The 18,186-nt window shown below is 36.9% G+C and carries 30 protein-coding genes; all 30 read right to left on the reverse strand.

From position 1 onward, the window contains the following. Positions 1-47: 47 nt before the first annotated feature. Complete coding sequence (gene aspA / locus AB1282_RS05070) at positions 48-1,484, reverse strand: aspartate ammonia-lyase (protein ID WP_056467511.1); 1,437 nt, start codon at positions 1,482-1,484, stop codon at positions 48-50. A gap of 18 nt (positions 1,485-1,502) precedes the next feature. Further along, entirely contained in the window at positions 1,503-2,774 is a 1,272-nt protein-coding gene (locus AB1282_RS05075) for a cation:dicarboxylate symporter family transporter (RefSeq protein WP_056467508.1), read from the reverse strand. Positions 2,775-3,133: 359 nt separating this feature from the next. After that, positions 3,134-3,526: a 30S ribosomal protein S9 gene (gene rpsI, locus AB1282_RS05080; RefSeq protein ID WP_056467505.1), complete on the reverse strand. Its 393-nt coding sequence runs from the start codon at positions 3,524-3,526 to the stop codon at positions 3,134-3,136. A gap of 21 nt (positions 3,527-3,547) precedes the next feature. Next, the gene (gene rplM, locus AB1282_RS05085) at positions 3,548-3,985 is read right to left on the reverse strand and encodes a 50S ribosomal protein L13 (protein ID WP_056467502.1); all 438 of its coding nucleotides are present in this window, start codon (positions 3,983-3,985) and stop codon (positions 3,548-3,550) included. A 157-nt stretch (positions 3,986-4,142) separates the two neighbouring features. Then, on the reverse strand, positions 4,143-4,886 hold the full coding sequence (truA, locus tag AB1282_RS05090) for a tRNA pseudouridine(38-40) synthase TruA (protein WP_056467499.1): 744 nt from the start codon (positions 4,884-4,886) through the stop codon (positions 4,143-4,145). Between the two features lie 12 nt (positions 4,887-4,898). Beyond that, a complete protein-coding gene (gene cbiQ, locus AB1282_RS05095; protein ID WP_056467496.1) occupies positions 4,899-5,693 on the reverse strand; it encodes a cobalt ECF transporter T component CbiQ in 795 nt (264 codons plus the stop codon). Beyond that, positions 5,690-6,556 (reverse strand): energy-coupling factor ABC transporter ATP-binding protein, encoded by an 867-nt coding sequence (locus AB1282_RS05100; RefSeq protein ID WP_056467494.1) that lies wholly within the window; start codon positions 6,554-6,556, stop codon positions 5,690-5,692. Before AB1282_RS05100 ends, cbiQ begins: the two co-directional genes overlap by 4 nt. Then, entirely contained in the window at positions 6,532-7,374 is an 843-nt protein-coding gene (locus AB1282_RS05105) for an energy-coupling factor ABC transporter ATP-binding protein (RefSeq protein WP_429898673.1), read from the reverse strand. The genes AB1282_RS05100 and AB1282_RS05105 overlap by 25 nt, the downstream gene beginning before the upstream one ends. A gap of 113 nt (positions 7,375-7,487) precedes the next feature. Beyond that, positions 7,488-7,850: a 50S ribosomal protein L17 gene (rplQ, locus tag AB1282_RS05110; protein ID WP_056467487.1), complete on the reverse strand. Its 363-nt coding sequence runs from the start codon at positions 7,848-7,850 to the stop codon at positions 7,488-7,490. An 84-nt stretch (positions 7,851-7,934) separates the two neighbouring features. Beyond that, complete coding sequence (locus tag AB1282_RS05115) at positions 7,935-8,879, reverse strand: DNA-directed RNA polymerase subunit alpha (RefSeq protein WP_056467484.1); 945 nt, start codon at positions 8,877-8,879, stop codon at positions 7,935-7,937. Positions 8,880-9,045: 166 nt separating this feature from the next. Then, positions 9,046-9,435, reverse strand: a complete 390-nt coding sequence (gene rpsK, locus AB1282_RS05120) for a 30S ribosomal protein S11 (RefSeq protein ID WP_056467481.1) — start codon at positions 9,433-9,435, stop codon at positions 9,046-9,048. Between the two features lie 29 nt (positions 9,436-9,464). Beyond that, positions 9,465-9,830: a 30S ribosomal protein S13 gene (rpsM, locus tag AB1282_RS05125; protein ID WP_056467478.1), complete on the reverse strand. Its 366-nt coding sequence runs from the start codon at positions 9,828-9,830 to the stop codon at positions 9,465-9,467. A 21-nt stretch (positions 9,831-9,851) separates the two neighbouring features. Continuing rightward, positions 9,852-9,965 (reverse strand): 50S ribosomal protein L36, encoded by a 114-nt coding sequence (rpmJ, locus tag AB1282_RS05130; protein ID WP_000868344.1) that lies wholly within the window; start codon positions 9,963-9,965, stop codon positions 9,852-9,854. A gap of 38 nt (positions 9,966-10,003) precedes the next feature. Next, positions 10,004-10,222, reverse strand: a complete 219-nt coding sequence (gene infA / locus AB1282_RS05135) for a translation initiation factor IF-1 (protein ID WP_056467475.1) — start codon at positions 10,220-10,222, stop codon at positions 10,004-10,006. Positions 10,223-10,449: 227 nt separating this feature from the next. Beyond that, on the reverse strand, positions 10,450-11,100 hold the full coding sequence (locus tag AB1282_RS05140) for an adenylate kinase (protein WP_056467472.1): 651 nt from the start codon (positions 11,098-11,100) through the stop codon (positions 10,450-10,452). A gap of 49 nt (positions 11,101-11,149) precedes the next feature. After that, positions 11,150-12,454 (reverse strand): preprotein translocase subunit SecY, encoded by a 1,305-nt coding sequence (secY, locus tag AB1282_RS05145; protein WP_056467470.1) that lies wholly within the window; start codon positions 12,452-12,454, stop codon positions 11,150-11,152. 1 nt (position 12,455) lies between these two features. Continuing rightward, positions 12,456-12,896, reverse strand: coding sequence for a 50S ribosomal protein L15 (gene rplO, locus AB1282_RS05150; protein WP_056467467.1), 441 nt, complete (start codon positions 12,894-12,896; stop codon positions 12,456-12,458). A gap of 30 nt (positions 12,897-12,926) precedes the next feature. Then, positions 12,927-13,109: a 50S ribosomal protein L30 gene (rpmD, locus tag AB1282_RS05155; protein WP_056467464.1), complete on the reverse strand. Its 183-nt coding sequence runs from the start codon at positions 13,107-13,109 to the stop codon at positions 12,927-12,929. 15 nt (positions 13,110-13,124) lie between these two features. After that, positions 13,125-13,625, reverse strand: coding sequence for a 30S ribosomal protein S5 (rpsE, locus tag AB1282_RS05160; RefSeq protein ID WP_056467462.1), 501 nt, complete (start codon positions 13,623-13,625; stop codon positions 13,125-13,127). 20 nt (positions 13,626-13,645) lie between these two features. Further along, positions 13,646-14,008: a 50S ribosomal protein L18 gene (gene rplR, locus AB1282_RS05165; RefSeq protein ID WP_056467459.1), complete on the reverse strand. Its 363-nt coding sequence runs from the start codon at positions 14,006-14,008 to the stop codon at positions 13,646-13,648. Between the two features lie 33 nt (positions 14,009-14,041). Beyond that, entirely contained in the window at positions 14,042-14,578 is a 537-nt protein-coding gene (rplF, locus tag AB1282_RS05170) for a 50S ribosomal protein L6 (RefSeq protein WP_056467456.1), read from the reverse strand. Between the two features lie 30 nt (positions 14,579-14,608). Beyond that, positions 14,609-15,007 carry a 30S ribosomal protein S8 gene (rpsH, locus tag AB1282_RS05175; protein ID WP_056467453.1) on the reverse strand — a complete coding sequence of 133 codons (399 nt, stop codon included), beginning with the start codon at positions 15,005-15,007 and terminating at the stop codon, positions 14,609-14,611. A 33-nt stretch (positions 15,008-15,040) separates the two neighbouring features. After that, complete coding sequence (locus AB1282_RS05180) at positions 15,041-15,226, reverse strand: type Z 30S ribosomal protein S14 (protein WP_056467450.1); 186 nt, start codon at positions 15,224-15,226, stop codon at positions 15,041-15,043. 34 nt (positions 15,227-15,260) lie between these two features. After that, positions 15,261-15,800, reverse strand: coding sequence for a 50S ribosomal protein L5 (rplE, locus tag AB1282_RS05185; protein WP_056467447.1), 540 nt, complete (start codon positions 15,798-15,800; stop codon positions 15,261-15,263). A gap of 28 nt (positions 15,801-15,828) precedes the next feature. Next, entirely contained in the window at positions 15,829-16,140 is a 312-nt protein-coding gene (gene rplX, locus AB1282_RS05190; protein ID WP_056467443.1) for a 50S ribosomal protein L24, read from the reverse strand. Between the two features lie 56 nt (positions 16,141-16,196). After that, a complete protein-coding gene (rplN, locus tag AB1282_RS05195; RefSeq protein WP_056467440.1) occupies positions 16,197-16,565 on the reverse strand; it encodes a 50S ribosomal protein L14 in 369 nt (122 codons plus the stop codon). Between the two features lie 46 nt (positions 16,566-16,611). Continuing rightward, complete coding sequence (gene rpsQ / locus AB1282_RS05200; RefSeq protein WP_056467437.1) at positions 16,612-16,875, reverse strand: 30S ribosomal protein S17; 264 nt, start codon at positions 16,873-16,875, stop codon at positions 16,612-16,614. 21 nt (positions 16,876-16,896) lie between these two features. After that, positions 16,897-17,097 (reverse strand): 50S ribosomal protein L29, encoded by a 201-nt coding sequence (gene rpmC, locus AB1282_RS05205; RefSeq protein WP_056467434.1) that lies wholly within the window; start codon positions 17,095-17,097, stop codon positions 16,897-16,899. After that, the gene (rplP, locus tag AB1282_RS05210; protein WP_056467431.1) at positions 17,087-17,521 is read right to left on the reverse strand and encodes a 50S ribosomal protein L16; all 435 of its coding nucleotides are present in this window, start codon (positions 17,519-17,521) and stop codon (positions 17,087-17,089) included. The genes rpmC and rplP overlap by 11 nt, the downstream gene beginning before the upstream one ends. Positions 17,522-17,523: 2 nt before the next feature. Further along, complete coding sequence (gene rpsC, locus AB1282_RS05215) at positions 17,524-18,183, reverse strand: 30S ribosomal protein S3 (RefSeq protein WP_056467428.1); 660 nt, start codon at positions 18,181-18,183, stop codon at positions 17,524-17,526. Positions 18,184-18,186: the final 3 nt, after the last annotated feature.

Below are 18,186 nucleotides of genomic sequence, written 5' to 3' on the forward strand. Positions count from 1 at the left end.
AGGCAAAGCTACATAGAAAGTGAGCGTTTATCAGCAGTCTGACTGATTTATTGACGTTCTAAAAGAACTGCACCAGCAATACCAGGGTGAGTCATTTCAAATGGATCTAAAATTAAATCAAGTTCTTCTTCTGATAATACATCATATTTTAAGCAAAGTTCACGAATTGGTTTTCCTGTTAGAATTGCTTCTCTAGCTATTCTCGCAGCAACTTCATAACCGATATGTGGATTAACCGCTGTGATTAGACCAACGCTCTTTTCAACATATTCTTTCATTCTGTCTTCATTCGCTTCAATTCCTCTTAAACAATTATCTGTAAACGCACGGAATGCATTATTCATAATGTTAATTGATTGAAGTAAATTAAATACTAGAACTGGCTCCATAACGTTTAATTCTAATTGTCCTGCTTCAGACGCTAAACAGATTGTATGATCATTACCGATTACTTGGAAAGCAACTTGGTTAATAACTTCTGCCATTACAGGATTTACTTTACCTGGCATAATAGATGAACCTGGTTGACGTGCTGGCAATGAAATTTCACCAAGACCTGCACGTGGGCCTGAAGCCATTAAACGTAAATCATTCGCAATCTTAGACATATTCATCATACATACTTTTAGAGCAGCCGATACTTCTGTGTAAGCATCAGTGTTTTGAGTAGCATCAACAAGATGCTCAGCTCCAACAAGTGATAATCCGCTTATTTCAGCAAGTTGCTTAACAACTAGTTCAATATAGCGAGGATCCGCATTTAAACCTGTTCCAACCGCTGTAGCTCCCATATTTACCTCATATAAGTGCTGACGAGATTGTTCGATACGTTTTATATCACGACCAAGTACTCGAGAATATGCTTCGAATTCTTGTCCTAAACGAATCGGTACTGCATCTTGTAAGTGAGTACGACCCATTTTAATTACATGGTCAAATTCTTTTGCCTTTAAGTCAAATACATCACGCATATAATTCATTGTATTTAATAATTTCTCTAACATATTTAAAGTCGCGATATGAATTGCAGTTGGGAATGCATCATTTGTAGACTGCGACATATTTACATGGGTATTTGGACTAATGCAGAAATAGTCACCTTTTTCTTTACCTAGAATTTCAAGCGCACGATTTGCAATAACCTCATTTGCATTCATATTCATTGATGTCCCTGCGCCACCTTGGATAGGATCAACAATGAACTGATCATGCCATTTGCCCTCAATAATTTCTTGAGCTGCCTCTGCAATCGCTTTACCATTTCCTTCATAAAGGCGTTTTGTTTCTACGTTAGCAAGTGCTGCTGCCTTCTTTACAATTGCTAAAGCTTTAATAAGCTCTTCGTGAATTTTATAACCAGTAATAGGAAAGTTCTCAACTGCGCGTAATGTTTGGACACCATAGTAGGCATCTGCTGGAATTTCTTTTTCCCCTAAAAAATCTTTTTCAATGCGTATGTTTGGTTTAATTTCAGTAGCCGCCATTTGTTTTTTCTCCCATCTTTACGCAACTTTTGATTCCTTAATAGAATCAATATATTGTTGCGCCTTCTCTTTATCGTATTCGCCTTCCCATTTCGCCATTGTAATGGCTGCTAACGAGTTTCCTAATACATTTACTGCAGAACGAACCATATCTAAAATACGGTCAATACCCGCAATTAATGCGATTCCTTCTAAAGGTAATCCCATTGAACCTAGTGTAGCCAGTACTACTACGAACGATGCACCAGGGACACCGGCCATACCTTTTGATGTAAGCATTAGTACAAATAACAATGTTACTTGCTCCATAAATGACATGTGAATATTGTACATCTGAGCAACAAATAATGCAGCAAGAGCTTGGTAAATCGCTGAACCCGTTAAGTTAAAAGAGTACCCTGTCGGTATAACAAAAGATACAATTGCTTTTGGACAACCCATTTCTTCCATTTTTTTCATAATGTTTGGAAGTACTGCTTCCGAACTTGCTGTTGTAAATGAAAGAATCAGTTCTTCCTTTAAAATCTTCATTAGTGTAAAAATATTCGTCCCTGTCATTTTAGCATTAATACCTAAAATAACAATAGCAAAAAATGCTACAGTTATATAAACAGCTAAAACAAGTTTACCAAGTGGTAATAAAGTACTTACACCAAACTTTGCAACTGTTACAGCAATTAACGCGAAAACCCCGAACGGAGCAGTTTTCATAACTTGATTTGTAACCCAAAACATCGCTTCTAATACGCCTTCAAAAAATCCAAGAACAGGCTTTCCTTTTTCTCCGATCGCTGCTACTCCTAAACCAAATAGTACAGAGAAGAAAATAATCGGTAAAAGATCACCTTGTGCCATTGATTCAAACACATTTTTTGGGAAAATGTGAACGATTGTCTCTGCAAAACCACTTTGTTGTGTTGCAGTTGCTGTTTGTTCATATGCTGAAATATCACCTTTTTGCAGATGACTCATATCTACGCCTTTACCTGGATGGAATACATTCGCTGCAAGCATTCCAATTCCAAGCGCAATCGTTGTAATGATTTCAAAATAAAGAAGTGTTTTTCCTCCAAGTTTTCCTAGCTTCTTTATATCCCCTACACCCGCTACAGCTACTACAAGAGCTGAAATTACAATTGGCATAACAATCATTTTAATTAAATGAATAAAGATATCACCAATCGGTTGAATATAAGATATTGCCTTTTCATTTCCGTATACTAAAGCTCCTACAACAATACCTAATATAAGAGCAACAAAGATTTGCGTAGCTAATCCAAATTTCTTCATATAAATCCCCCTTGTTAACGCTTTCAAACATATAAATGAAATACATAACTAAGTTTATATGCAAACCTACAAAACAATACAAAAACCTACAAACACTTTTAAAATAAATATAAAAAGTTTCAAAAAGGTTAAATGACCTGCATTTAAACAATGAGGAGCTTCATTTTGAAATAACAACAGACAGGTAAAAATTACAAAGTCCTGTTCATCATCAAAGGAAAGATAAGAGAAAAGGAAGTACAGTTACGGGAGAGGATTGAAAATAGTGGATATCAGGTTTACACATGATCAAATAAACCTGCAAAATAAAAAACTCCTGTCCACAAAGTGGAGAGGAGTTTTGAACGTATAAATAAAAATTAACGTTTTGAGAACTGAGGAGCTCTACGTGCACCTTTAAGACCGTATTTTTTACGCTCTTTCATACGTGCATCACGAGTTAATAATCCAGCGCGTTTTAAAGTTCCGCGGTATTCAGGATCAACTTGTAATAATGCTCTTGAGATACCGTGACGAATTGCACCAGCTTGACCAGTGTATCCACCACCGTTAACGTTTACTAAAATATCATAGCTACCTAATGTTTCAGTTGCAACAAGTGGTTGTTTAACAACTTCTCTTAATGCAGCGAATGGGATGTAATCTTCAAAATCACGACCGTTAATGATAACGCGTCCTTCGCCAGGAACTAAACGTACACGAGCTACTGAGCTTTTACGACGTCCTGTGCCATAGTATTGTACTTGTGCCATGTGAATGCCCTCCTTTTATAATTATCCGCGAAGTTCGTAAACTTCTGGTTTTTGTGCTTGGTGTGGATGCTCGTTACCAGCATACACGTGTAATTTTTTAATTTGAGCACGTCCAAGACGTCCTTTTGGAAGCATACCTTTAACAGCTAACTCAAGCATTTTAACTGGGTAGTTAGTACGCATTTCTAAAGCTGTACGCTCTTTTAAACCACCAGCATACATTGTATGACGGTAGTAAATTTTATTGTTTAATTTGTTTCCTGTTAATTCAACTTTCTCAGCGTTGATGATGATTACGTTATCACCTGTATCAACGTGTGGTGTGAAAGTTGGTTTGTGCTTACCGCGAAGTAAAGTAGCTACTTCAGTTGCAAGACGACCTAAAGTTTTTCCTTCAGCGTCTACAACGAACCACTTACGTTCAACTTCGCTAGCTTTTGCCATATAAGTTGTGCGCATTCTATTTTCCTCCTAATACAATATACATAAAGTAAAATTGTTTTTATTGTTTATCTTTAACACGACTGGTTCCGGGGCTAATCGTGGTTCTTAAAACAATACCGTATTTAATATTAAACTTTATACCTTCTAATGTCAAGCAAATGTTACACCAGGATTAGTTGTTATAATCAACTTTCCATAAAAACAGGCCATTAGGCGGTGAAGTCTTACCAGCCTTGGCTCGATCACGTGCTAATAATGCGTTTTTAACACTTTTTACATCACGCTTTCCTTGCCCCACTTCAATTAATGTTCCAACAATTATTCTAACCATATTATAAAGAAAACCATTTCCTTCAAGAGCGATGACAATCCCTTGATCTGTTTTATTAATACTTCCTTTATAAATCGTTCGTACTTTGTCCTTTATATCCGTATTTGATGCACAAAAGGAACTAAAATCATGTGTACCTAGTAAGCAATCCAATGCTTCTTGCATTTTAACAGTATTTAGGTCAAAAGGAAAAAAATAATGATGGTTTCTAGAAAAAACATTTTCGTCTTTTTCATTCCAAATAAAATAACGGTATTCTTTTCGAACGACATCAAATCTAGAATGAAAATTATCATCAACGATCTCTACAAATTTAACATTTATATCTTTAGGTAATTGTGCATTTAATGCCCTTTTCCATTGCTCTGGTTGAAGCACAAATTCACTATCAAAATGAATTACTTGTCCTACTGCGTGGACCCCTGTATCTGTCCTACCAGATGCGTGGATTCTTATTGGATTCCCTTTGTGCATTTTTGTTAGAACCTTCTCAATATCCGTTTGGACTGTTCTCTGATTAGGTTGAACTTGGTAGCCATTAAATTGTGTGCCGTCATATGAAATTATACATTTAATTCGATTCATAACTTATCTCCATTACTTACGTAAAAACAATAATAGTAAAAATAATATCAGTAATACAACAAAGCATGCTGTATCCCGTAAATGCCACTTCATAACACGAAACTTTGATCTTCCATCTCCGCCTTGGTAACCTCTAGCTTCCATCGCAACTGCTAAGTCTTCAGCCCGTTTAAATGAATGAATAAATAATGGCACAAGTAAAGAGACCAATGCCTTTAACCGATCTTTAATAGGTCCTGAAGAGAAATCCACTCCTCTGGACGATTGTGCCTTCATAATCTTCTCAGTCTCTTCCATAAGCGTAGGAATGAATCGTAGTGAAATTGACATCATTAAAGCCATTTCATGCACAGGTAAACCGAACCTTTTAAATGGGTTAAATAATGACTCAAGACCATCGGTAATTTCGATTGGATTTGTTGTTAATGTCAGTAAAGTAGTAATTGAAACTAAAAGAAAAAATCTTACTGATATATAAATACCTTGAATAATTCCTTCTTTATGAATATCGACCCATCCAAAATGATAAATTAGTGGTCCCTCTTTATTTGTAAAAACATGCAATAAAAACGTAAACACTGCGATCAACCAGATTGCTCTTAATCCTTTTAAATAATAATTAAAAGGTACTCTTGATAGCAGTACTGCTACAATTGAAAATAAAAATAAAATACCGTATGTTATAAAATTATTTGCAAAGAAAACGATACAAATAAAAATGAACATTGTAAGTAGTTTTGCTCTAGCATCTAGACGATGAATAAGTGAATCGATTGGAATATATTTTCCGATAATTAGACTATTCATTTTGTTTCCCCATTATAAAGATTCGCTATATAATTAGCGAGTTGTTCGATTGTTAGACTTGTAGCTTTTTCTTTAATACCTAATTTTTGATTTAGTTCTTGATGGAATTTTAAAGAAAGTGGAATTTGTAATCCAATTTCCTCTAATTCCTTTTCATAAGAGAATACTTCTAAAGGGCTTCCTTTTAAATACGTAGTCCCTTTTTGAAGTACATGAATCGTATCCGCATATCTCGCTGCATCTTCCATGCTATGCGTCACCAAAATGATCGTCAGGCCTTTTTCTTTATGCAATTGATAAAACATATCCATTAAAGCCTTTTGACCACTAGGATCAAGACCAGCAGTTGGTTCATCCAATACTAAAACTTCTGGTTCCATTGCTAAAACACCAGCAATAGCAACCCTTCGCATTTGTCCACCACTTAATTCAAATGGTGACTTCAATAAATATTCTTCACTTAAGCCTACTTTTTCAATTAGATCTTTAGCTCTTTTTTTTGCCTCATCTTCAGATACACCAAAATTCATTGGACCAAAGCAAATATCTTTCTCTACAGTTTCTTCAAATAATTGCTGCTCGGGAAACTGAAAAACTAAGCCTACTTTTTTTCTTAATGATTTTAAATTCTTGTTTTTCTTATCTGATAAAAGGGTAATATCGTCTATTTTAGCGATGCCCTCTGTTGGTTGTAAGAGGCCATTTAAATGTTGCAGAAAAGTAGATTTACCTGAGCCTGTGTGACCAATTACAGCATAATATGACCCTTCAGGTATCGTAACATCAATATCATAAAGAGCGCGATGCTCGAAAGGTGTTTTCGGCTGATAAGTATAGCCTACTTTTTCAAAAGTAATTTGCATAATTCGATCACCAAGCTTTCTTGCTCTAGATGGTCTTGTCTCAAAGGTAAACCTTTTTCGATTAATAAACTAGAAAGGTTATTTGTAAAAGGAGATGCTAATCCAAGCGACTCTAAAGAAAACTCTGTTTTTAAAAGTTCTTCTGGAGTTACGCTTTGAACTAAATGACCATCGTGCATAATTAAAATACGGTCTGCATGTATTGCTTCTTCTATATCATGAGTAATCGAAATAACAGTCATATTAATATCTTTATGTAAATCACGAATTGTCTCGATTACTTCTTTTCTACCGAAAGGATCTAACATCGATGTAGCTTCATCTAATATTAATATACTTGGTTGAATTGCTAATGCTCCTGCTATTGCTACTCTTTGTTTTTGACCACCAGATAGAGAGTGTGGCTCATGGAGTACAAATTCGTTCATATTGACGATGTTTAAAACTTCTTCAATTCGACGATCCATTTCTTTTTTCTCTATCCCATGGTTTTCTAAACCAAATGCAATATCATCTATTACTGTCGTACCTACAAACTGATTATCAGGATTTTGAAATACCATCGCTATTTTCTTTCGAACATCCCAAATTGTTTCTTCTGATAAGCTAATTTCCTCATCAATCACAATTTGTCCTTCTTCAGGTAATATCAGTCCATTTAAAAGTTTAGCAAGCGTTGACTTTCCTGATCCGTTTCGACCTACAATAGCGATCCATTCATTTTCCTTTATATTAAATGATACCGAATGAACTGCATTTGATTGTGCCTGTGGGTATTTAAAAGATATGTTATCTACTTTAATACTATCTTTTCTCATTTGTTCACCTATAATTTCTCATTGTTTATAGATATATAATAGTCTAAAAGTAAACAGAAAAAAAGGGCAACGACATGTTTACTAGAAACGTCGAGCCCTTTTGTATTCGAATATTAAACTAATTCGATAACAACCATTGGTGCTGCGTCTCCACGACGAGGACCAATTTTTGCGATACGAGTGTATCCACCTTGGCGCTCTGTGTAACGAGGAGCGATGTCAGCAAATAATTTTTGTAAAGCGTCTTGACCATTTTCAGCGTTAGCAACTTCATTACGGATGTAAGCAGCAGCTAGACGACGAGCATGTAAGTCTCCACGTTTACCTAAAGTAATCATTTTTTCAACAACTGAACGTAACTCCTTCGCACGAGTTTCAGTAGTTTGAATACGTTCGTTGATAATTAAATCAGTAGCTAAGTCACGTAACATAGCTTTACGTTGTGAGCTAGTACGTCCTAATTTTCTGTATCCCATTTCTAGTTCCCTCCTTTGTAAGTAGTATCAAAATTGGGTCATATAGACATGAAGAGAACGCCTCTCCCTTTATAGAAGCTACAATCAGTCTTCTTTACGTAGGCCAAGACCTAACTCTTCTAACTTATGTTTTACTTCTTCTAAAGACTTACGACCTAAGTTACGTACTTTCATCATGTCTTCTTCTGTCTTATTCGCAAGCTCTTGTACGGTATTAATACCAGCTCGCTTTAAGCAGTTATATGAACGAACAGAAAGATCAAGTTCTTCAATCGTCATTTCAAGGACTTTATCTTTTTGATCTTCTTCTTTTTCGACCATGATTTCTGCATTTTTAGCTTCGTCAGTTAAACCTACAAAAATGTTTAAGTGTTCAGTTAGAATTTTTGAACCAAGTGCGATAGCATCTTTTGGTCCAATACTTCCGTCAGTCCAAACATCAAGTGTTAACTTATCGAAATTTGAAACCTGTCCCACACGTGTATTTTCAACTTGGTATGTGACACGAGACACTGGAGTGTAAATCGAGTCGATAGGAATAACACCTATTGCTTGATCCTCTCTTTTGTTACCATCTGCAGGGATGTATCCACGTCCACGTCTAGCAGTTAGACGCATACGTAAATGAGCATCTTTAGCAAGAGTTGCAATATGAAGATCTGGATTTAGAACTTCAACATCGCTATCATGCGTAATATCGGCTGCAGTAATTGGCCCCTCACCGCGTACATCAATTTCTAATGTTTTTTCTTCGTCTGAATAAATTTTCAGAGCAAGTTTTTTAACATTAAGAATAATTGTTGTAACGTCTTCTACAACACCTTCAACTGTAGAGAACTCATGTAACACGCCATCAATTTGAATAGCAGTTACAGCGGCACCAGGAAGTGAGGATAAAAGGATACGACGTAAGGAGTTACCTAGCGTTGTACCATATCCACGCTCAAGTGGTTCAATAACGAATTTACCATATTTGGAATCGTCACTGATCTCAACCGTTTCGATTTTCGGCTTTTCGATTTCAATCATTTTTTAAACCCTCCTTCAAAACGTCGAAACCCTCGGTTAGACCATGCTAACCGAAAGTCCCTATTAGGCAGTTCCTAATTGTGCACAACAAGAGATGTCTGTTAATATTTGCCAAACATATATCATAATCCATTATAGACAATTTTTGAAAATTTATACAGACAAATTATACACGACGACGTTTTGGTGGACGGCATCCGTTATGTGGAACTGGAGTAACGTCTCTGATAGCAGTTACTTCAAGACCAGCAGCTTGAAGAGCACGGATAGCAGCCTCACGACCAGCACCCGGACCTTTAACAGTTACGTCAAGAGTTTTTAAACCGTGTTCCATAGAAGCTTTAGCAGCAGTTTCAGCAGCCATTTGTGCAGCGAATGGAGTAGATTTACGAGATCCTTTGAAACCTAATGATCCAGCGCTTGACCAAGAAATTGCGTTACCATGAACATCAGTGATTGTTACGATTGTGTTATTGAAAGTTGAACGAATATGAGCTGTACCAGCTTCAATATTCTTTTTCACACGACGTTTACGTACATTTGTTTTACGTGCCATGTTGAATACCCTCCTTTACTTAAAAAATATTATTTCTTCTTGTTCGCTACTGTACGGCGTGGGCCTTTACGAGTACGAGCATTGTTTTTAGTGTTTTGACCACGAACAGGTAAGCTACGACGGTGGCGAATACCACGATATGAACCGATTTCGATTAGACGTTTAATGTTTAAAGAAACTTCACGACGAAGATCCCCTTCAACTTTCAACTTATCGATTAATTCACGAATTTTACCTAATTCTTCTTCTGTTAAATCACGTACACGAGTGTCTTCTGAAATACCAGCTTCAGCTAAGATTTTTTCAGAAGTTGCACGACCGATTCCGTATACATAAGTTAAAGAAACAACCACGCGTTTGTCGCGAGGAATATCTACACCAGCAATACGAGCCATTCTAGTGCACCTCCTTCTATATTAACCTTGTTTTTGTTTATGTTTTGGATTTTCACAAATTACCATTACTTTACCACGTCTGCGGATAACTTTACATTTTTCACAGATTGGTTTTACTGATGGTCTCACTTTCATGATTTCAACCTCCTTGTAGATTACGGAGTGCATATTTATTATTTAAAACGGTACGTAATACGGCCACGAGTTAAATCATATGGAGATAGTTCTACAGTAACCTTGTCACCTGGAAGAATACGAATGAAGTTCATACGAATTTTACCAGAAACGTGTGCAAGAACGACATGACCATTTTCCAATTCAACTTTGAACATCGCATTCGGAAGTGTTTCCGTAACGGTACCTTCAATTTCAATTACATCATCTTTCGCCATTAGGGCATTCTCCTTTCTTCAAATCAGTAGCTTGCTTGTAGGCAAACATACGCTTAGGAACATTAAGCCAAAGTGCTCTGATATGTTGGAGATATTTTGGCCTATTAAAGACCTATATTATATCAATCGTTCCAAGCAAAGCTATGTTTAAGCTTTAATAACAGTATCAGTTTTGACGAAACAACAATACGTCATACACAAGGAACGACGATCTTATCGTTCAATTATTAAACTAACTCTTTTAAAAGATTATCAATGTCATTGAAAACTTTGTTAATCTCTTGTTCACCTTCAATTGTTTTTACATAACCAAGATTATTGTAGAAATCAAGTAAAGGTTGAGTTTGTTTGATATTTACTTCAAGGCGATTTGCAACTGTTTCTTCATTATCATCCGCACGTTGATAAAGTTCTCCGCCACATTTTGGGCAAACACCCTCTTCAACAGGTGGATTGAAAATTAAATGATAAGTTGCTCCACACTCTTTGCAAATACGACGACCTGTTAAACGTTCAATTAAAAGTTGTTGGTCTACATGAATGTTTAACACGAAGTCAATTTTACGATTCATTACTTTCAGAGTCTCTTCTAGTGCTTCAGCCTGCGCAACTGTTCTAGGAAAACCATCCAATAAAAAACCGTTTTGGCAATCATCTTTAGCTAATCGTTCACGTACAATACCAATTGTTACCTCATCAGGAACAAGATGACCTTGATCCATAAACGATTTTGCTTGAAGACCTAGTTCAGTGCCGTCTTTAATCGCTGCACGGAACATATCGCCAGTAGATATATGAGGAATGCCGTATTTTTCGACAATTTTCTCAGCTTGTGTGCCTTTGCCTGCACCAGGAAGCCCCATAAGAATTAAATTCATGGTTAATCCTCCTCAATATTAGGTGAGCAATAGGGAATTATATATTTCCCTATGCTCGTTCTTTAATAAAGCCTTTGTAGTTTCTCTTAACAAGCTGACTTTCTAATTGTTTCATTGTTTCAAGCGCAACTCCGACTACGATTAGTAAACTTGTTCCTCCGATTTGAGCTGAAGGTGGTAAGTTCGCAAATTTACCAAATACAATTGGTAATAATGCGATGACAGCTAAGAAAATTGCTCCTACGAAAGTTAAACGATATAAGACTTTAATGATATATTCTTGAGTGCTCTTACCTGGGCGAATACCCGGGATGTAGCCACCTTGCTTCTGAAGATTTTCAGCCATTTGCTCTGGATTAGCCTGAACAAAAGTATAAAAATATGTGAAAGCAATGATCAAGACTAAATAAAATGCCATTCCCCATGGATTGTTATACGTAAAATGCGTTTTAATCCATTCAGTCACATTGTTACTTGGTAAGAACGATGCAATTGTTGAAGGAGTAATTAAAAATGAAACAGCGAAGATTACCGGAATAACCCCAGCGCCATTTACTTTTAATGGCAAGTGAGTAGATTGTCCTCCGACATAGCTATTATTACCATTGTTTCGTTTAGCATATTGAATTGGAATTTTACGATTAGCTTGTTGAATGTAAATTACAGCTACGATTACTAATAGTAAAATTAAAACAACTAGGCCAACTTTTACGATGTTTAAGAATAGCGCGTCACCAGCACCTTTAAATTGTTGCTGATAGACTTGGCTCATTGTATTAGGTATAGCAGCAACTATACCGCCAAAGATGATAACTGATATACCGTTCCCTACACCTTTAGCAGTAATCTGCTCACCTAACCACAATAAGAAAGATGTTCCAGCTGTTAGTACAATTGCTATATAAAGATAGGTTGACCAACCTGGATTTTCAATTAACATTCCGCCAGTAATATTGTTCATACTGATTGATAATCCAATTGCTTCTACAAAACCTAGAATAATTGTGATGTATCTAGTCAGTTGAGTCAATTTACGTCGACCAATCTCGCCTTGCTTCGACCATTCAGTTAACTTCGGAACAACGTCCATTTGAAGTAACTGAATAATAATTGAAGCAGTAATGTACGGCATTATACCCATTGCAAAAATCGAGAACTGTTTAAGAGCTCCTCCACCGAATGTGTTTAGAACACCAAAGATGCTTGAGCTATCTTGTGATGCTAATACATCGGCGTTGACGTTTGGAACAGGTATAAACGTTCCAATACGAAATACAATTAACATTAATAACGTAAAAAATATTTTTTTTCTAATATCTGCAATGCGCATAAAGTTGGAGATTGTCCGGAACATTTTAGATCACCTCAGCATTTCCACCAGCTGCTTCGATTGCCTCTACCGCAGAAGATGAGAACTTATGAGCTTTAACAGTAAGTTTAACTTCTAACTTACCTTTACCTAAAATCTTAATACCAGCTAATTCTTTACGAACGATACCAGTTTCGATCAGTAACTCAGGAGTTACTTCAGTTCCGTTTTCGAAGCGATTTAACGTTTCAACATTAACGATTGCGTAATCTTTACGGTTGATGTTAGTGAAACCACGTTTTGGTAAACGACGGAATAAAGGAGTTTGACCACCTTCAAATCCAAGACGAACACCGCCACCTGAACGAGCGTTTTGTCCTTTATGACCTTTACCTGCAGTTTTACCAGTACCTGAACCGATACCACGACCGATACGTTTAGATACTTTACGAGAACCTTCTGTAGGTTTTAATTCATGAAGTTTCATTAGGGCACCTCCTTACTTATTCATGTTCAATTAAATTTCTTTTACAGATACAAGGTGAGAAACTTTGTTAATCATCCCACGCATTGCAGCGTTATCTTGTTTAACAACAGTTTGGTTCGTTTTAGTAATACCTAAAGCACGAACTGTTGCGATTTGGTCTTGTTTACGACCAATTACACTGCGAGTAAGGGTAATTTCTAACTGTTTAGCCATCGTTATCCCTCCTTATTAACCTAGTAATTCTTCTACAGATTTACCACGTAATTTTGCAACTTCATCCGCACGTTTTAAGTTACTTAAACCTTCAATAGTAGCACGTACAATGTTTACTGGTGTGTTAGAACCAAGAGATTTAGATAAGATATCATGTACCCCAGCAAGTTCTAATACCGCACGAACAGGACCTCCTGCGATAACTCCAGTACCTTCAGAAGCAGGTTTTAAGAATACTTCACCAGCTCCAAAACGACCAGTAATTACGTGAGGAATTGTAGTTCCAACGATTGGTACGTTAATTAGATTTTTCTTAGCATCTTCAACAGCTTTACGAATAGCATCAGGTACTTCTTGAGCTTTACCAGTACCAAAACCTACATGACCGTTTTTGTCACCAACAACTACTAATGCTGCAAAGCGGAAACGACGTCCACCTTTTACAACTTTAGCAACACGGTTGATCGTAACTAAGCGTTCTTCAAGCTCTAATTTATTAGGATCAATGCGACGCATGTATGTCCCTCCTTCTTTTATTAAAATTGTAAACCAGCTTCACGAGCAGCTTCAGCTAAAGCTTTTACGCGACCATGATATAAGTAACCACCGCGGTCGAATACAACTTCAGTAACACCTTTTTCAGTAGCACGTTTTGCAACTAAGCTACCAACTAATGTTGCTGCATCGATATTACCAGTACCATTTAAAGTTAATTCTTTATCTAAAGTTGATGCACTTGCTAATGTTACGCCATTAACATCATCAATGATTTGAGCATAGATATGGTTGTTTGAACGATAAACGTTTAAACGTGGACGTTCTTGAGTACCAGATAATTTAGTACGAACACGAGCATGTCTTTTTTTACGTACTGCATTTTTATCAGCCTTAAAGATCATCTTGGTCACTCCTTTCTCTTATCTAGTTATAGATTACTTCGCAGTTTTACCTTCTTTACGACGAACCATTTCGCCTTCGTAACGAATACCTTTACCTTTATAAGGCTCTGGTGGACGTACTTGACGGATGTAAGCAGCAAGAGCGCCTACACGTTCTTTGTCGATACCTTTAATACTGATTTTAGTATTTGAAGGTACTTCGATTTCAACACCATTTTCAGGAGTGATCTCAACTGGGTGAGAATAACCAACAGCTAGAACAAGTTTGTCACCTGTTTTAGTCGCACGGTAACCTACCCCAACTAATTCAAGGTTACGAGTATAACCATTAGTTACACCTTCAACCATGTTACCTAAGATAGCACGAGTTGTACCATGAAGAGCACGGTGCTCTTTGTTATCAGTTGGACGTGCAACTGTTAATACGTTCTCGTTAACTTCGATTGTCATATCAGGGCTAAAAGTACGAGTTAACTCACCTTTAGGTCCTTTTACTGTAATAGTATTGTTGTTATTAGTAAGAGTAACTCCAGCAGGAATTACAAGTTCTTTTTTACCAACACGAGACATTCACTACACCTCCATTCTCTCTGTGTTTTATTACCAAACGTATGCTAAGATTTCGCCACCAGTTTTTGCTTGACGAGCTTCTTTATCTGTCATTACACCTTTAGATGTTGATACAATAGCAACACCTAAACCGTTAAGTACGCGAGGTACTTCGTCAGCTTTAGCGTATACGCGTAAGCCAGGCTTAGAAATTCTTTTTAATCCAGTGATAACACGTTCGTTGTTCACACCATATTTTAAGAAAATACGGATGATACCTTGTTTATCATCTTCAATGTACTCAACGTCACGGATGAAACCTTCACGTTTTAGAATTTCAGCAACTTCTTTCTTTAGGTTAGAACCTGGGAATTCTAATTTCTCGTGACGTACCATGTTCGCATTACGAATGCGAGTAAGCATATCTGCAATAGGATCTGTCATGACCATGTTCAGATAACCTCCTTCCTAATATCTATAGAATTACCAACTAGCTTTTTTAACGCCAGGGATTTGTCCTTTATAAGCAAGTTCACGGAAACAAATACGGCAAAGTTTAAATTTACGTAATACTGAGTGTGGACGTCCGCAACGTTCGCAACGTGTATACTCTTGTACTTTAAATTTCTGAGCACGTTTTTGTTTCGCAATCATTGATTTTTTAGCCACGTTTTCGCCTCCTCTTCTTTAGCGCTGGCTTTCATTATTTTTGAAAAGGCATTCCGAATAATGTTAGCATTTCACGAGCTTCTTCATCAGTATTTGCAGTAGTTACAATAACGATGTCCATACCACGTACTTTGTTTACTTTATCATAATCGATCTCTGGGAAGATTAATTGCTCTTTAACACCTAAAGTGTAGTTTCCACGGCCATCGAATGACTTTTTAGAGATTCCACGGAAGTCACGTACACGAGGTAATGTTACAGAAACTAATTTCTCAAAGAATTCGTACATACGCTCACCGCGTAATGTAACTTTAGCACCGATAGGCATTCCTTCACGAAGACGGAATTGAGCGATTGATTTTTTAGCTCTAGTTACAACAGGTTTTTGACCTGCGATTAAAGTTAATTCCTCAACAGCTGTATCTAATGCTTTTGAATTTGAAACAGCCTCACCAACACCCATGTTGATGACGATCTTTTCAATTTTTGGCACTTGCATAACTGATTTATAGTTAAACTTGCTCACTAGAGCAGGAGTGATTTCATTTTGATATTTCTCGACTAGGCGGTTCATTCAGTTGACCTCCTTTCATAAATTTCTATTATTTATCAAGTAATTCGCCTGATTTTTTTGCAATACGTACTTTTTTACCATCCACTAATTGGTAACCTACGCGTGTAGGTACTCCAGTTTTTGGATCTAATGCCATAACATTAGAAACATGGATTGGTGCTTCTTTCTCGATGATGCCACCTTGTGGGTTAGCTTGAGTAGGTTTTGAGTGTTTTTTAATGATGTTAACACCTTCAACTAGTACGCGGTTATTCTTTGGAAAAGCAGCAAGGATAACACCTTGTTTTCCTTTGTCTTTACCAGAGATAACTTGAACTTTATCACCTTTTTTTACATGCATCTTCTTCGTGCACCTCCTTAATAAGGCTTTCTGAAGTATTTATTAAAGTACATTAATTAAAGTACTTCTGGAGCTAATGATACGATTTTCATGAAGTTGCTATCACGTAATTCACGTGCAACTGGTCCGAAAATACGAGTACCACGTGGGCTCTTATCATCTTTAATGATAACAGCTGCGTTTTCATCAAATTTGATGTAAGTACCGTCTGGACGACGAACACCGCGTTTCGTACGAACGATAACAGCTTTAACTACATCACCTTTTTTAACAACGCCACCTGGTGTTGCTTGTTTTACTGTACATACGATGATATCACCGATGTTAGCAGTTTTACGGCCTGAACCACCTAATACTTTAATAGTAAGTAATTCACGTGCACCTGAATTGTCAGCAACTTTTAAACGAGTTTCTTGTTGGATCATGTCAAATTGACCTCCTTTCGGATTAAGAATGATATCCGATCATCTATTAGATAATAACAGCTTCTTCTACGATTTCAACTAAACGGAAACGTTTTGTAGCTGATAATGGACGAGTCTCCATGATTTTTACGATATCGCCAACTTTTGCAGTGTTTAGCTCATCGTGCGCTTTATATTTCTTAGAATATTTAACGCGTTTTCCGTATAGTTTATGTGTTTTGTAAGTTTCAACTACAACAGTAATTGTCTTATCCATCTTATCAGAAACTACACGTCCTGTGTAAACTTTACGTTGGTTACGTTCGCTCACTGTGCAAACCTCCCCTCATTATTAATTATTAGAGTTAATTTCTCTTTCACGAACTACAGTTTTCATACGAGCAATTGCTTTACGAACCTCGCGGATACGAGCAGTGTTCTCTAATTGTCCTGTAGCTAATTGGAAACGAAGATTGAATAACTCTTCCTTAAGAGATTTCACTTTTAATTCAATTTCAGCAGTGGTAAGATCGCGAATCTCATTAGTTTTCATTAGAATCACCACCATTGTCTTCACGTTTTACAAACTTACATTTAACTGGTAATTTGTGAGCTGCTAAGCGTAGTGCTTCACGAGCTACTTCTTCAGATACACCAGCGATTTCGAACATAATTTTTCCTGGTTTAACGACTGCTACCCAACCTTCTGGAGCACCTTTACCGCTACCCATACGAACCTCAAGAGGTTTAGCTGTGTAAGGCTTAGAAGGGAAGATTTTAATCCATACTTTACCGCCACGTTTCATGTAACGAGTCATAGCACGACGCGCTGCTTCAATTTGACGGTTAGTAATCCAAGAAGCTTCAGTAGATTGTAAACCGAATTCACCGAATGCAATTTCAGTACCACCTTTGGCACGTCCACGCATTTTTCCACGATGCTCTCTTCTATATTTAACACGTTTAGGCATTAACATAATTAATTTCCTCCTTCCTCAGAAGCTTTCTTTTTTGTAGGAAGAACTTCACCTTTGTAAATCCATACTTTTACGCCTAGTTTACCGTATGTTGTATCTGCTTCTGCAGTTGCATAATCGATATCAGCACGTAATGTATGAAGTGGCACTGTACCTTCACTATATGATTCTGAACGAGCAATATCTGCTCCGCCAAGACGACCAGAAACTTGTGTTTTAATACCTAATGCACCAGCACGCATAGCACGTTGAAGTACTTGCTTTTGAGCACGACGGAAAGAAACACGGTTTTCTAATTGACGAGCGATGTTTTCAGCTACTAATTTAGCATCAAGATCTGCTCTTTTAATTTCGATGATGTTGATATGAACACGTTTGCCAGTAAGGTTGTTTAAAGCTTTACGAAGAGCTTCAACTTCCGAACCACCTTTACCGATTACCATACCTGGTTTTGCAGTGTGAACTGTAATGTTTACACGGTTAGCAGCTCTTTCGATTTCTACTTTAGATACAGCAGAATCTTTTAAACGAGTGCTAATGTACTCACGAATTTTGATGTCTTCATGTAAAAGATCAGCGTAATCTTTTTCAGCGTACCATTTAGATTCCCAATCTTTAATAATACCAACACGAAGTCCGACTGGATTTACCTTTTGTCCCATCGA

Origin of the sequence: Gottfriedia sp. S16(2024) (assembly GCF_050473765.1) — a bacterium.
Lineage (GTDB): Bacteria > Bacillota > Bacilli > Bacillales > Bacillaceae_G > Gottfriedia.